Below are 13,964 nucleotides of genomic sequence, written 5' to 3'. Positions count from 1 at the left end.
GCGCTGCGACAACCCTTGGCGCAGTTGCGGAGTGCTAGCCATGCCGGTGCGTGCAGCGGTGATCAGTCGAGGCGGGTGGCCACCACCGACCACACCGGGAGGTGCACCCGGTGGTCTTCCAGCAGCGGGTCGATGACACCCAGCCGGTGTACCAGTGGCCGCATCCGCTGCAGAATCTCGCCCTGCTGCTCGGAGGCGAGCGTCTTCATGGCGTCGAACGTCTCCTTGAGGAAGCGGGCCTCGTACGTCGTGCCGCCGAGGTAGTCGATGCGCCATCCGTTGGCGCCGAACACCCGCTCGAAGTTGTCGGCGGGTATCGCCGTCCACTGCAGGCCGTTGACGTTGTGGGGGCTGAATTCGAACATGTAGAGCCGCGCCCCGGGCCTGGTGGCCCGGTGCAGCGCCTGGGCGTACCGCGTCTGGACGACCCCGTCGTTGAGGAACACGTGATAGAAGGCGCTGTCCACCACCGTGTCGAAACGATCCTCGAAGCCTTCGAGCCTGGTGGCGTCGGCCACCTGGAAATCGACCTGGACTCCGGCCCGATCGGCGTTCCGCTTGGCTTGCTCGATGGCCGAAGGTGACTCATCGATTCCGGTCGCCGAAAACCCGTGCGCGGCAAAGTGAATGGCGTGATATCCGGGGCCCGTCCCGGGATCGAGCACCTCGCCGCGGATCCCGCCGTAGGCAACCAACTGCTGGACCGCCGGCTGCGGGCCGCCGATGTCCCAGGGAATCCGCCCGCCGGCATGTTCTGCCTCGTCGTACAGCGGCTCAAAACCCGCGACGTTCCCGTCAGTCATTGCCTTCTCGCTTCCTCGCGACTCCCGACGGGAACGACACTAGTGCGAAGTCAGCTCAAAGATGTAGGTCTTGCTCGCGGATCAGTGCCGTGGCGAGCACGCTGATGACGGCCGTCGCGACCAAATACCCGCACGCCAGCCATGGCGCGCCGCCGAGAGCCGCGATGAGCGCGGTCACGATCATCGGGGTGACACCGGAGGCGTAGATGCCCGAGAACTGGTACACGAACGACAGACCGGTGTAGCGGGTGCTGGTGGGATACAGCGACGAGTACAGCGTGCCCTGCGCCCCGTAGAACAGCGCGTGCACCACACCGAACACGACGACCAGCGCCACCCCGAACCAGACCAGATTCCTGGTGCCGAACAGCGCGAAGGCGGGAAACGCCGCAACGCCATAGCAGGCCACGCCGGCCAGATACACCCGACGGGCGCCGAACCGGTCGGTCAGCGCCCCCGACACGGGCAGCAGCGCCGCCATCAACAGCGCCGCGATGGTCACCACCACCAGCACCGACACCCGGTTGAACCCCAGCGCCCCGGTGGCGTAGCTGATCGCGAAGACGCCCCAGGTGTTGAACGCCGAACCTTCGGCCCAGCGAGACAGCAAGCCCAACACGGTGTTTCGCCGCGATCGGGGTTCACGGACGATCTCGCGAATGGGCACCGTGGCCGTGGCCTCGAGCTCACGCAGCTCGCGAAAGGCCGGTGTCTCCTCGACCCGCAACCGCACCACGACGCCGATCACCACGAGCAGCAGGCTGAGCAGAAAACCGATGCGCCAGCCGTAGGCGAGGAAGCGCGCCGCACCCAGGGCGATTTGTAGGAACGCGAAAATCCCTGTGCCCAAGGCTAACCCGAGCGCAAGTCCGATCTGCGGGATGGCCCCGAAGCGGCCGCGCCGACCCTCGGGGCTGTGCTCCACGGCGAGCAACACGGCACCGGCCCACTCGCCCCCCAGGGCGAAGCCCTGCAGGATTCGCAGGGCCAACAGCAACAGCGGCGCCCATACCCCGATCTGGGCGGCGGTGGGCAGCACCCCGATCAAAGCCGTGGCGACGCCCATGATCAGCATGGTCAGCGCGAGGCTGCGCTTGCGGCCGATCCGGTCGCCGATGTGGCCGAAGACCAGCCCGCCGACCGGCCGCATGACGAACCCCACGGCGAACGTCGCGAAGGCCAGCAGCGTGCCGACTAGTGAGCTCTCGCTGGGAAAGAAGACCTTGTTGAACACTAGGCCCGCGGCGGTCGCGTAGAGGAAGAAGTCGTACCACTCCACGGTGGTCCCCAACAGGCTGGCCGCGACGACGATGCGCAGCCGCCCGCGTTGCTGCGCGGCGGACTCGTCGACCGCGCCGGCGCTCGCGTCGAGGCCTGCGCCGGTCCCCGGCGCGGGCAGGGTGGCCGCCATGGTCTTAGTGGGCCGAGGCGACCGCGAACGGCGTCGCCGATACCGGGTGCGACTGGCGGTTGGGATGGCGCCACAGGCCCATTCGCTCCAGCAGCGGCAGGACGCCCTCGCCGAACCAGTAGGCCTCTTCCAGGTGCGGATATCCCGACAGGATGAAGTGGGTGATGCCGAGTTTGGCGTATTCGGCCAGCCGTTCGGCGACCTCGGCGTGCGACCCGACCAACGCGGTGCCCGCTCCGCCGCGGACCAGCCCCACGCCGGCCCACAGGTTGGGCCCGACCAGCAGCCGGCCGCTGCTGCCGCCATGCAGGTCCAGCATGCGGCGCTGCCCCTCCGATTCGCTGCGGGCCAGGCTGGCCTGTACCCGCTCGACGTCGGCGGGGTCGACGGCGACCAACAGCCGGTCGGCCTCGGCCCACGCCTGCTCGGACGTGTCGCGGCTGATCACATGAATCCGCAAGCCGTACTGCAGGATTCGGCCGGCGTCCACGGCCAGCCCACGGATCCAGTCGAGCTTCTGCCCGACCGCCGTGGGCGGCTCACCCCAGGTGAGGTAGACGTCGCTGTGCTTGGCGGCAACCGGGCCGGCCGCCGCCGACGATCCGCCGAAGAACACGGCCGGCACCGGGTCGGGCGGATTGTTCAGCTGCGCGCCCTCGACGCGAATGTGCTCTCCCGCAAAGGTGACCGGCGCCGACGAGGTCCACAGTTGACGCACCACGTGCAAGAACTCGGCGGTGCGCGCATACCGCGCCTCTTTGTCCAGGAAGTCCCCGTAGGCCCGCTGCTCGTGGGGTTCGCCGCCGGTCACGACATTGAGCAGCAGCCGCCCGCTCGAATGCCGCTGGAAGGTCCCGGCCATCTGCGCGGCCAGGGTGGGGCTCAGCAGCCCGGGCCGGAAGGCGACCAGAAACTTCAGCGTCTCGGTGGCCTCGACCAGCATCGCCGTCGTCAACCAGGCGTCCTCACACCACAATCCGGTGGGGGTGAGCACGGCCTCGAAGCCATTGTCCTCGGCGGCCGCACAAATCTGGTGCAGGTATTTCAGCGTGGCGGGCCGGTCCCCGGACATCGGAGTCCCGTGTCCGCCCGCCACCAGGTTCCGGGAATCACCGTAGGTCGGCAGAAACCAATGGAACGCCAAACTCATCCTCAACCTCTTTCAATCCACGACGCCGGGCACGAAAGCTCCATCCTGCGAAACTTGCGGCCGGCACGGGAGGGTTGAAACCGTCGAGATTGCATCCCCGTCCGGCGGCCGTGCCGCCGCGGCGGGTGGCGCCCGCCCGGGCGAACAGACGTCCCCGCCGCATATCGCTTGTTACCTTGTGGCACAAAGGAATAGCAGCGCGTGGAGACACGCGGCGGGCGTCGCGATGATGGCCGTAGCACGGTACCGCAACTCGGCCGGCAGACCCGCCGTCCGGTGCACCGCAGGTAACCGGTTCATGACCGATCGGTCACGCGAGATCACACAAACATTCCATTTCGGCGTGGCTCGGGCGGGAATTCCCGGTCAGCGCGGCATCATTGCGATCATGCCTGACCTGACACGCCGGGCGGTGCTGAGAATGGGAGCCAGCACCGGCCTGGGAGCCGCTGGCGTGTTCGCCTTAAGCGCCCTGCTCGACCCGGTCAGGCCGCTAGCCGCGACGTTGCCGCAGGCCCCCGCCCCGTTCGAGCCGTCGGCGGCGAGCAGCAACCTCCCCACCAGGCTCACGGGTTCGTTCGTCTCCGCCGCCCGCGGGGGGATGAAGACGAATTACGTGATCGCATTGCCGCCGGGCCAAACCGGGATGCTGCGACCCGTGATCGCCCTGCACGGCAAGGACGGCGACGCGAACATGATGCTCGACTGCGGTGTCGAGCGAGGGCTGGCCCAGCTGGTCAAGGAGGGCAAGCCGCCGTTCGCGGTGGTGGGCGTCGACGGCGGCAGCGACTCCTACTGGCACAAGCGGGCCGACGGCACCGACTCCGGCGCGATGGTGCTCGACGAGCTGCTGCCGATGCTGTCCACGATGGGCTTCGACACCTCCCGGGTGGGATTCATGGGCTGGTCGATGGGGGGCTACGGGGCGCTGCACCTGGGTGCCAAGCTGGGGCCGGCGCGGACCGCGGGGATCTGCGCGATCAGCCCGGCGTTGTACGCCTCGTTCGCCGACAGCGCTCCGAAGGCGTTCGACAGCGAGGACGACTTCACGCAGAACAGCGTGCTGGGCGTGCCCGCGCTGTCGCAGATCCCGCTGCGCGTGGACTGCGGCACCTTCGACCGCTTCTATCCCGCCACCCGCCAATTCGTCAGCCAACTCAAAACGCCACCGGCGGTCAGCTTCACGGTCGGCGGACACGACATGACCTGGTGGCGTCTCATGTTGCCCGGCGAACTCGCCTGGATGGCGACCTAGCGGAGACCCCATGAGCGTCCGGCCTAGCGAACTCCCCACCCGCCACACCGAGCGGGCGGTGAAGCGGACCGGATTTCGCCCCGACATCGAGGGCCTGCGGGCGGGTGAACGGCTATGAACTTCTGGCGGTCGACGTACGTCATATCAGCGAAGGGTTTTGGGAGGTTGTGGAGATGACTCCGCTGCTGCTGGCCTGCATTGCGGCCGCCGCTCCGATCGCCGGGTTCGGCTTGCTGAACTTGCAAGCCCGCCTGGAGCGATGGGACTACGAGCGGCACGCCGAAGACTGAACCCGGGTCGTAGCTGCGCGTAGCGGCCGGCGGAGTTGCGCGTTTTCGCTGATGTTTTCCCCCTCAACGTCCCCGCATGCTGGCTAACATGATCGACATTCATTCGTCGGCGGACACGCCGCTGCTGGACTGGAGCGAGCAGAGCGTGAGCGAGCTGCCCACAGGGACCGTGACTTTGCTGCTCGCCGACGTGGAGGGCTCCACCCGGCTGTGGGAGACCCAGTCTGACACCATGACCACGGCGCTCGAGCAGCTGAATCAAACCGTGAACGATCTCGTCGCCGCCCACGATGGGGTGCGGCCCGTCGAGCAGGGCGAGGGCGACAGTTTCGTGGTCGCCTTCGCCCGCCCCAGCGACGCCGTCGCGTGCGCGCTACGACTCCAGCTGGCCGTGCCGCCACCGATCCGGTTACGCATCGGCCTGCACACCGGGGAGGTGCAGCTGCGCGACGCCGGCAACTACGCCGGGCCCACCATCAACCGGACCGCGCGGTTGCGCGACCTTGCTCACGGCGGGCAGACCGTACTGTCCGGTGCCACCGAACCGCTGGTGCTCGACCGGCTACCGGCGGATGCCTGGCTGACCGACCTGGGCGTCCACCCGTTGCGGGACCTGCCACGGCCGGAACGCGTCGTGCAACTCAATCACCCCGGCCTGACCAACGACTTCCCGCCGTTGCGAGGGGCGAATGACGTTGCCAATGCCCATCTTCCGACACAGTTGAGCAGCTTCGTCGGTCGGGGCACGCAGATCAGCGACATCGGACAGATCTTGAAGGAAAACAGGTTCGTGACCCTGACGGGGGCGGGGGGTGTCGGCAAGACGCGGTTGGCGGTGCAGGTCGCCGAGCAGGTTGCCGACGTCTTCCCCGGCGGGGCCTGGTTCGTCGATCTCGCCCCCGTCACCAATCCCCTCGTCGTGCCGGTCACCCTCGCGCGCACCCTGGGTCTTGCCGACCAACCCGGCCGCTCCACCATGGAGACGGTGTCGAAGTTCGTCCGGGACCGCAAAATGCTGTTGTTACTCGACAATTGCGAGCACCTACTGGATGCCAGCGCCGCTCTGGTCGTGGCCCTGCTTGATGCGGGCCCGGAGGTCACGGTGCTGGCGACCAGCCGGGAGCCGGTCGGCGTCGCCGGAGAGCTGACCTGGCGCGTGCCGTCGCTGTCGGTCGACGACGAGGCCGTCGATTTGTTCGTCGACCGCGCCCGCCGCACCAGACCGGATTTCCAACGCACCGAAGACAATTCGCCCGTCATCGCCGAGATCTGCCGGCGCCTGGACGGCATGCCGCTGGCGATCGAGCTGGCGGCGGCGCGCACCCGCACCCTGTCCCTGACCCAGATCGTCGACAGCCTCCATCACAACTTCCGCCTCCTGGCCGGGGGTGCGCGCAACGCGGTTCGCCGCCAGCAGACGCTGCGCGCTTCCATCGACTGGTCCCACGCCATGCTCACCGAGCCGGAGCGGGTCCTGTTCCGCCGCCTGGCCGTGTTCATGGGCGGTTTCGACCTGGACGCCGCGCACGCCGTGGGCGCCGACGCCGGCGTGGAGCACTTCCAGCTCATCGACCTGCTCGGGCTGCTCGTCGACAAGTCGCTGATCGTCACCGAGGAAATCGACGGCGCGATGCGATACCGCCTGCTGGAGACCGTGCGCCAGTACGGCCTGGAAAAGCTGGCCGAGTCGGGCGAGGCCGAGGCCGTCCGGATCCGGCACCGCGATCACTACACCGCGGCCGCCGTGACGCTGGAAGCCCGGATGCGCGGCGACGGGACACCGTTGGTTCCGTGGGCCGAACTCGAGATGGCCAACCTACGGGCGGCCCACGCGTGGAGTTGCGACGCCGGGGAGTTCGAGTCGGCGTTGCGGCTCGTCTCGGCCTTACAGCGGCTGTGGGTGACGCGTGCACGGTTCCGCGAGGGCGTAGCCGGGTTCGAGGCCGTCTTCGGCGACGAGCGTTACCGCGACGCGGACGTCGCGCCCGAGGTCTGGATACGGGCGGTCGCCGACGCGGGCTTGCTCGCGGTCTGGTACTCCGTTCCGGCCAGCCTCGAGCGAGCGGAGGAAGCGCTGGCCGCCGCGCGGCAAGTCGGCGATCAGAAACTCATCGCCCACAGCCTGCGCACCTGCTGCATGCTGGCCTTCAACGACCCCGAGCTGGCCGCGCCGCTGTTCGCCGAGGCCGTCGACATGTCTCGCGCCTCGGGGGACCTTTCGGCCCTTTACCACGTGCTCGCCTACCAGTGCTTCGCCGGCAACGTCGCCGGCGATCCGGTCGCCTCGCAGGCGGCCGGCGAGGAGGCACGAGACCTTGCCGACCGGCTCGGCGACAGCTTCATGTCGCGGTATAGCCGAACGTTCCTCAGCAGTGCGCTGTCGATGCAGGGCAAGCTAGCCGAGGGCCTCCTCGTATCCACCGCGCTGGTCGAGGAGGCTCGAGCCGCCGACGACCGCCCGATGGAGGTATTCGGTCTGATCACCCTGGCACAGGCGCTCTCGTGGACCGGTGACGCCGCGGCGGCGAGGGCCGCGGCCGAAGCCGCGCTGGAAATCTCGGCCACTCTGGGCGGTTTCCACGAGGACACGATCTACGTGGCCTTCGCCAACGCCGCCCTGGCCCGCGGTGATGCCGCGAGCGCGACACGGGCCTGCGAGGCGGCGTGGCGGCACACCTATCCGTTGAAGGAGCTGTTCACCAGAAGCCTGGTGCCAATGGCCGAGGCTGCGATGAGCTGCGGCCATCACCTCGCCGCCCGCCGCTGGGCGGACGACACCGTCGCAACGGTTCCCGGGTGCTATCGGGCGGCGGCGCTGACGGCGCGGGCCCGGGTCGCCGCCGCCCAGTGTGAGCCGCAGCAGGCTGAACGCGATCTCCACGAAGCCGTTGCGCTCGCCGAGCGCACGGGCGGCCACCTGTATCTACCCGATACCCTCGACTGTCTCGCGGCACTGGCCGCCGTTACCAATCCTGAGCATGCCGCGCGGCTTTTCGGGGCGGCCGAGGCCGTGCGGCAGCGCCACGGCACGGTGCGCTTCGAGGTGTTTCAAGCGGACTACGACGCTTCGCTGGCGCAAGCGCGGGAAGCCTTGGACCCCAAGGCTTTCGAAGCCGCATGGGCGGAAGGCGCCGCGCTGTCCACCGCCGAGGCCATCAGCTACGCGCAGCGGGGCCGCGGTGCGCGCGGGCGACCGGCGAGCGGTTGGGAGTCGCTGACGCCCACCGAACTCGACGTCGTTCGGCTCGTCGGCGAAGGGTTGCCCAACAAGGACATCGCCGCGCGGCTGTTCGTTTCGCCGCGCACCGTGCAGTCTCATCTGACGCACGTCTACACCAAACTCGCCGTCTCATCGCGGGTGCAGCTCGCTCAGGAAGCGGCCCGGCACGGCTAGGTCAGGTCGACAGCTGCGTGCGGATCAGCGGCGCGATCTTGTCCGCCATGTATTGATGGCCCGCGTCGTTCGGGTGCACACCGTCCGCCCCGATCAAATCGGGCCTACCGACGAACCACCGTTCGGCGATCGGGTCGACCCAGGTCGCCCCCGCGCCCGCGGCCGCCGCGCCGAGCGCGTCGCGAATCTGCAGGATCGGGAGCGGCACGTCGGCGGTCGGCCACGGCGGCCCGATCACCAGGAACCGTGCGGACGGCGCCAGGCTGCGGGCCACATCGAATGCGCTGCGGGCCTTTTGACCGATCACACCCGCATCGATGGGCTCATCGTTGCGGGAACCGAAGAACACCACCAGCACGTCGTCGCGCTGCACGGCCCTCGCGGTCAGGTCCTCGAAGACGCTGCCATGGTCGCCCGGCATGCCGTAGCCGGCCCTGCCCTCGGCCGCGACGTCGGCCGAGATCCGTTCGCCGCGCGCCGCGAGCACGTCCCAGGCGCGGGCGGGCCATGACCTCGGGCCCAGCCCACCTTCACCGGTTCCGGTGGTATAGGAGTCGCCGATGACGGCGATGTGGTTCAACCGGAAATCCAGGGTCAGTGTGTCGTACGTGCGCACCTGAGCCGGGTACGCGATGCCGACGCCGACCAGAAAGGTCAGGCCGATGACAAAGGTGGCCAGACGACTCACCACTACCTCCCCCGTCAACGGCATCGTCATGTGCCACTGGATTTTCATCGATTATCCGCCGCCGGCTCGCGGCGGTGCGCTAACGCGACCGTCACACCGCGCGGACCGAAACAGCTTCCAGCGAACGGTCGATCGGATGGACCTTGCCGTTCGGCGGCTCGTCGGGATCGCTTCTCGCGGCAACGGCTTTGACGTCGACCATCCGGCGCATCCAGCGGCGGGCGGGCTCTTCGACGAAGTGATACATCACGATCGAGATGATCACCGCGATCGCGAGCAGGCCAATGATGTTCCATTTCCAGGGATTTTCCTGCGGCCGCAGCTCGAACTGCTCGACGGACCAACCCCACGCGGTGTGCACCAGCTCATGAACCATGTACAGGCAGAACGAGATCTGCCCGCCGTACACCATCAACCGGGTGGACAGCACCCGCGGCAGGCTGCCGACGCCGATGGCCAGCGTGATCACCAGCGGAATGAACAGGATGTCGACCACCCCGCCGCTGTCGTTCTCCACCACCCCGGAGATCGGGTGCGCGTCAAACCAATAGAGGACGCCGACCATGGTGCCCAGCAGAAGCAGGGACAGGTAACCCGCCACGCGGCGGCCGCGATCGGTCAGCCGCAGCCGGCGCACCGCCGCGCAAGCAAGCGCGCCCGCGGTGAACTGGGTGACGATCCGCGGAAGCCAGCTCCACGGGGTGTAGAAGTGGCCACTGGCCAGGAGCATGACCACGGGCGGCAGTGCCGCCGCGAACGCCAGCACCATCAGGCTCCGCGCCCGCGTTGCCTGCTTCATCCGCAGGATCACCAGCACCAGCAGACCGAAAAGCAGATAGGCCAGCCATTCCGCGCTGATCGACCAGGCCGGCCCATCCCAGCTCGAATCATCGAAAAACGGCACGAACCACAACTGCACCAGCAGGATCTGGCGCACGTAGCTGATCGCGGTGAGCTGAGCGGCGTCAGGCGACGGTACGTGGCCGACATGCAGAGTGAAGATCACCCAGAGGGCGGCGAGATGCAGGGTGACCAGGTACACCGGCCAGACCCTGGCCAGCCGCAGCCACAGGAAGTGCAGGGTCGCGCGCGTCGACCATGACCGGCCCATGCGGTCGAGGTAGTTCCAGGTCAAGACGAATCCGCTGAGGATGAAGAACAGGTCGACGCCCTGCGCTCCGCAGTTGAGCACCGGCGCGAGGGCGTCGTGGAAATCGGTCCCGACGTCGCCCAGCATCGGGCGGAAGTGGAACAGCACGACCCACAGGGCGGCGACGATGCGGAGTCCCGTCAGGGCCTTGATCTCGCCCCTGATCTCTCCCGTGATATTTCCACCGCGCACAGCGCTTTTCTTTCCGCCTGGACTCTGCTGTTCCGTTCGCCTTTTAGGTCGGCTGACCGGGCGACCACGCGATGTCACAAGCCCCCGCCTCGCAACCGGTAGCCATGGCAGCCTAGCAGCGCAATGGCCCGGGCGCGCGGACGGTTGTGGTGTGGCACGCGGCCTTTCGCCGATAATCCGCGCCCAGCGACCTTTGCTCGCAAAAGGCGGAAATCGCGGTGACAATCGCTTCTTAGCAAAACGTTAGATGCGGCTTTCACCCTCCTTAACCTTGGGGTTTAGCGTCAGAACACATAGCGAACGCCACGGAGAGCGAGGGGTGTTCATGACGATCGCCGACGTCCTGACGCGGGAGCAAAACGGCATCTTCCACTGCGACGGCGCTTGGATCCGGGCCCACCGTCGCCAGCTGGCGACCGTGGTGACGATCCGGGGTGAAATCAACGCACTCAATGCCGACCGAGTCGCCGGACACATTCGCCGTTTCATCCTCGGAGAAGACCGCGTGGTGCTCGACATGAGCGGCGTCACCCAATTTGCTGGGCCGGAGATTTCGCTTTTGCAAACCTTCGATGACGACTGCCGCGCCGAAGGGGTGCAATGGACGCTGGTCGCCAGCCCCGCGGTCACCGAGTCCCTGGACGACGGCGGTTTTTCGGACGAACACTCGGTGCCCGAGGCCCTGCACGACCTGGCCGACGCGATCGCCAGGCGTCGGCGGCTGGCGCTACCGCTGGTCAGGACGTCGTAGAGCGTCGCTCCCGGAGGTGCCGGCCGGTTCCGACCACCGCCAGCACTGCGGCACTCGTGAGCAGCAACAGGGTCAGCAACAGCAGCTGCGGGTCATACACCGTCGACGTGGTGAACGGCTGCCCATCCGCGATGGGAGCCACCGCCACCGAGTGATGCGAGTGCGGCCAGCTCAGTCCCGCGCCGACGAGCGCGGCGCAGGCCAGGCCGAGTTCGACCAGGACCGCGGTGCTCCATCGGGAGGCGCTCACTGTTCGAGTCCGGTGTCGTCGTCGCGGTCGGCGTCGATGGTGTCCGAGCGAGCGGGTTCGACCCGCTCCTGGACCAACGGGGTCAGCGCCGCGCGGAGCTGACGATGCCGGCGGGCCCAGGCCTGAACGGTGCGTTTTCCGGTGAGCTGGAGCCCGATACCGATCCGGCCGCGGGGCACCCCGACCAGTTCGCCGAGCGCCCGCGCCGCCTGCCACCGGGCCAGCTCCTTGCCGGAGGCTTCGTGGTTCTCGGGTTCGGGATACACCCTGAGGATCTCGCGCACCAGTATGGTTTCGGTGCCCTGACGCAAGGCGTCTTCGGTGAGCTCGACCGAGACGTGAATCCGTGCCGCCTTGACCTGCAACCCGACGAACCCCGACACCAGGACCAAAAAGATCACCGGTATCAAGAACGACACGGGGGCGCCGCTCCAGATCTCGATCAGGATCATCGCGCCCGCGGCCACCGGCCCCCACGCCACCCACCACCAGCTGGCACCCGGTTCATAGAACAATGGCTTGGGCTCGGCGCCCCTCGCCGTCGGCTGTGATGTCAAAGCACGCCCCATCTCACGAAAGCCAACCGGCCGCGTCCGCGGCCCAATACGTCAGCACGATATCGGCTCCGGCACGGCGGATGCTGGTCAACGACTCGAGTGCCGCCACCCGCTCGTCGATCCAATTGTTCGCGGCTGCAGCGCAAATCATGGCGTACTCGCCCGAGACTTGGTAGGCCGCCACCGGCACCGGCGAGACGTCCGCCGCGGCGGCCACCACGTCGAGGTAACCCATCGCGGGTTTGACCATGATGATGTCCGCGCCCTCGTCGAGGTCCAGCCTGATCTCGCGCAGCGCCTCGCGGAAGTTTCCCGCCTCCTGCTGATAGGTGCGCCGGTCCCCGGACAGGCTGGAACTGACCGCCTCGCGGAAGGGGCCGTAGAACGCCGAGGCGAACTTCGCCGCGTAGGCCAAGACCACCACATCGGTGAAACCCGCGGCGTCCAGGCCGTCGCGGATCGCCGCCACCTGACCGTCCATCATCCCGCTCGGCCCCACCACGTGCGCGCCCGACTCCGCCTGTGCGACAGCCAGTTTCACGTACCGAGACAGGGTCGCATCGTTGTCGACCCGGCCCCTGGCGTCCAGCACGCCGCAGTGGCCGTGGTCGGTGAACTCGTCCAGGCAGGTGTCGGCCATCAGCACCGTCGCGTCGCCGAGATCCTTGGCCAGGTCCCGCAGGGCGAGATTGAGGATGCCATCGGGGTCGGTGCCCGCCGACCCCGTCGGGTCCTTGTCCTCGTCGCGCGGCACGCCGAACAGCATCAACCCCCCAACCCCGGCGTTGACGGCATCGGCCGCGGCGCTGCGCAGCGAGTCGCGGGTGTGCTGCACGACGCCGGGCATCGACGCGATCGGTCGCGGCTCGTCGATACCGTCGGCGACGAACATCGGAAGCACCAAATGCCTTGGCTCCAAGGACGTTTGCGCCACCAAACGACGCAACGCGGGGGTGGAGCGGAGCCGACGCGGGCGCTGCCGCGGAAATGCGCTCATCAGCGGCGACTCGTCGCGCCCGGCTCCGCCCTCGTGTGGCGACCCGTCCCCCGCAAGCGGGAGGTGCCCCCAGCGCCCGGCTCCGCCGCGCTTGCGATCACCACGGCCGCGCTTGCGATCGCCGCAACCACTAGCGCCTGCGGCTCTTCTTACGCGGCGGTGGCAGCGCACCCTCGGCGCGCAACCGCGCGGCGTGCTCGGCCAAAGCGTCGACCAGCGGACCGACCGCGGCCGTTTCCGGCTGCACGTCCACCCGCAAACCGAATTCGGCGGCGGTCTCGGCGGTCTTGGGACCGATGCAGGCGATGATCGTCCGCGCGTGCGGCTTGCCGGCGATGCCGACGAGGTTGCGCACCGTGGAGCTGGAGGTGAAGCACACGGCGTCGAACCCGCCGGTCTTGATCATCTCCCGCGTCTCCGCCGGCGGCGGGGGCGCCCGCACCGTCCGGTAGGCGGTGACGTCCTCGATCTCCCAACCGCGTTCGCGCAGCCCCTCGGCCAGCGTCTCGGTGGCGATGTCGGCGCGCGGCAGCAGGACGCGGTTCACCGGGTCGAAAATGCTGTCGTAGGGCGGGAAGTCGTCCAGCAGACCCAGCGACGACTGCTCCCCGGCCGGCACCAATTCGGGGCTGATCCCGAAGGCACGGACCCGATCGGCCGTGGATTCGCCGACACAGGCGATCTTCACGCCCGAGAAGGCCCGGGCGTCCAAACCGAACTCGCCGAACTTCTCCCACACCGCGCGGACCGCGTTGGTGGAGGTGAACACCACCCACTGGAAGCGACCGTCGACCAGGCCCTTGACGGCCCGCTCCATCTGCGCGGGGCTGCGTGGCGGCTCGACGGCGATGGTAGGCACCTCGATCGGCAAGACGGTGGCCAGCCGGGCGAAGCTGAACTGGTGGGAGAGCCGGGCCCTCTACGGCTGGACCGTGTTGGTGCCGCGCACCAAGGATCAGGCCGGCGAGATGAGCGAGCGGCTGACGTCCTACGGTGCGCTGCCGATCGAGGTGCCTACCATCGCCGTCGAGCCGCCACGCAGCCCCGCGCAGATGGAGCGGGCCGTCAAGGGCCTG

General features: G+C 68.3%; 12 protein-coding genes and 1 pseudogene. 4 read left to right on the top strand and 9 right to left on the bottom strand.

What is annotated here, in order from left to right; translation table 11 throughout:
* Window positions 1-62: 62 nt before the first annotated feature.
* Genes A5711_RS10700 through A5711_RS10690 form a run of 3 tightly spaced genes read right to left on the bottom strand, consistent with a single transcriptional unit; the run spans window position 63 to window position 3,364 of the window.
* The gene (locus A5711_RS10700) at window positions 63-803 is read right to left on the bottom strand and encodes a class I SAM-dependent methyltransferase (protein ID WP_156744860.1); all 741 of its coding nucleotides are present in this window, start codon (window positions 801-803) and stop codon (window positions 63-65) included.
* A gap of 55 nt (window positions 804-858) precedes the next feature.
* Window positions 859-2,214, bottom strand: a complete 1,356-nt coding sequence (locus tag A5711_RS10695; RefSeq protein WP_067946216.1) for an MFS transporter — start codon at window positions 2,212-2,214, stop codon at window positions 859-861.
* Between the two features lie 4 nt (window positions 2,215-2,218).
* Window positions 2,219-3,364, bottom strand: a complete 1,146-nt coding sequence (locus tag A5711_RS10690) for an LLM class flavin-dependent oxidoreductase (RefSeq protein WP_067946214.1) — start codon at window positions 3,362-3,364, stop codon at window positions 2,219-2,221.
* A 388-nt stretch (window positions 3,365-3,752) separates the two neighbouring features.
* On the opposite strand from A5711_RS10690, the gene A5711_RS10685 reads away from it, so the two are divergent.
* Both A5711_RS10685 and A5711_RS10675 read left to right on the top strand, forming a co-directional pair.
* Entirely contained in the window at window positions 3,753-4,619 is an 867-nt protein-coding gene (locus A5711_RS10685) for an esterase family protein (protein WP_304528454.1), read from the top strand.
* 366 nt (window positions 4,620-4,985) lie between these two features.
* The gene (locus A5711_RS10675; protein ID WP_067946212.1) at window positions 4,986-8,303 is read left to right on the top strand and encodes a LuxR family transcriptional regulator; all 3,318 of its coding nucleotides are present in this window, start codon (window positions 4,986-4,988) and stop codon (window positions 8,301-8,303) included.
* A gap of 1 nt (window position 8,304) precedes the next feature.
* On the opposite strand, the gene A5711_RS10670 is transcribed toward A5711_RS10675, so the two are convergent.
* On the bottom strand, window positions 8,305-8,991 hold the full coding sequence (locus A5711_RS10670; protein WP_067946220.1) for a GDSL lipase: 687 nt from the start codon (window positions 8,989-8,991) through the stop codon (window positions 8,305-8,307).
* A 91-nt stretch (window positions 8,992-9,082) separates the two neighbouring features.
* Window positions 9,083-10,333, bottom strand: coding sequence for an acyltransferase (locus A5711_RS10665; protein WP_067946211.1), 1,251 nt, complete (start codon window positions 10,331-10,333; stop codon window positions 9,083-9,085).
* A gap of 325 nt (window positions 10,334-10,658) precedes the next feature.
* Here A5711_RS10665 and A5711_RS10660 point away from each other — a divergent pair, with 325 nt between their 5' ends.
* Window positions 10,659-11,084: an STAS domain-containing protein gene (locus A5711_RS10660; protein ID WP_067946218.1), complete on the top strand. Its 426-nt coding sequence runs from the start codon at window positions 10,659-10,661 to the stop codon at window positions 11,082-11,084.
* On the opposite strand, the gene A5711_RS10655 is transcribed toward A5711_RS10660, so the two are convergent.
* The 4 genes and pseudogenes from A5711_RS10655 to A5711_RS10640 form a co-directional block, all read right to left on the bottom strand.
* Complete coding sequence (locus tag A5711_RS10655; RefSeq protein WP_067946209.1) at window positions 11,071-11,334, bottom strand: hypothetical protein; 264 nt, start codon at window positions 11,332-11,334, stop codon at window positions 11,071-11,073. The genes A5711_RS10660 and A5711_RS10655 overlap by 14 nt on opposite strands.
* A complete protein-coding gene (locus A5711_RS10650) occupies window positions 11,331-11,849 on the bottom strand; it encodes a DUF3093 domain-containing protein (RefSeq protein WP_082975704.1) in 519 nt (172 codons plus the stop codon). The genes A5711_RS10655 and A5711_RS10650 overlap by 4 nt, the downstream gene beginning before the upstream one ends.
* A gap of 55 nt (window positions 11,850-11,904) precedes the next feature.
* Window positions 11,905-12,888 carry a porphobilinogen synthase gene (gene hemB / locus A5711_RS10645; RefSeq protein WP_067946206.1) on the bottom strand — a complete coding sequence of 328 codons (984 nt, stop codon included), beginning with the start codon at window positions 12,886-12,888 and terminating at the stop codon, window positions 11,905-11,907.
* Window positions 12,889-13,018: 130 nt separating this feature from the next.
* Window positions 13,019-13,759: pseudogene (locus A5711_RS10640) on the bottom strand (uroporphyrinogen-III synthase); the annotation flags it as partial.
* Here A5711_RS10640 and A5711_RS10635 point away from each other — a divergent pair.
* On the top strand, window positions 13,737-13,964 hold a 228-nt coding region (locus tag A5711_RS10635; protein WP_369829927.1), incomplete at its 3' end, for a uroporphyrinogen-III synthase. The pseudogene A5711_RS10640 and the gene A5711_RS10635 overlap by 23 nt on opposite strands.

Source organism: Mycobacterium sp. E2238 (assembly GCF_001672665.1).
Classification (GTDB): domain Bacteria; phylum Actinomycetota; class Actinomycetes; order Mycobacteriales; family Mycobacteriaceae; genus Mycobacterium.
The sequence above is the reverse complement of the archived record's forward strand: the minus strand, read 5'-3'. Positions and strand labels throughout refer to the sequence as shown.